The sequence below is a fragment of the Chryseobacterium mucoviscidosis genome (assembly GCF_002177115.1).
GTDB classification, from domain to species: domain Bacteria; phylum Bacteroidota; class Bacteroidia; order Flavobacteriales; family Weeksellaceae; genus Chryseobacterium; species Chryseobacterium mucoviscidosis.
Genome location: NZ_MVAG01000033.1, coordinates 1 through 279, shown reverse-complemented (window position 1 = coordinate 279; position 279 = coordinate 1). Strand labels below are relative to the sequence as shown.

Sequence of the window (279 nt, the reverse complement as noted above, 5' to 3'; positions counted from 1 at the left end):
GCCGCCAGAGCGCGGCAGATTTGACTTCCATGGATTTCCCGGGGTATGCTATTGGTGGACTGAGTGTTGGAGAACCGAAACATTTGATGTATGGTGTGTTGGACTACACCGTTCCTTTGTTGCCGTCCAATAAACCACGCTATCTAATGGGTGTTGGTTCACCCGATGCATTGATTGAGGGATCGATTCGCGGAGTGGACATGTTCGATTGTGTTCTGCCTACTCGAATTGCCCGTAACGGAACTACAATGACCAGTCAAGGACGTCTGGTAGTTCGTA

General features: G+C 49.8%; 1 protein-coding gene. It reads left to right on the top strand.

Going from position 1 to position 279, the window contains the following annotated elements:
• A partial coding sequence (locus B0E34_RS22605) for a tRNA-guanine transglycosylase (protein WP_123956485.1) occupies positions 1–279 on the top strand: 279 nt, incomplete at both ends.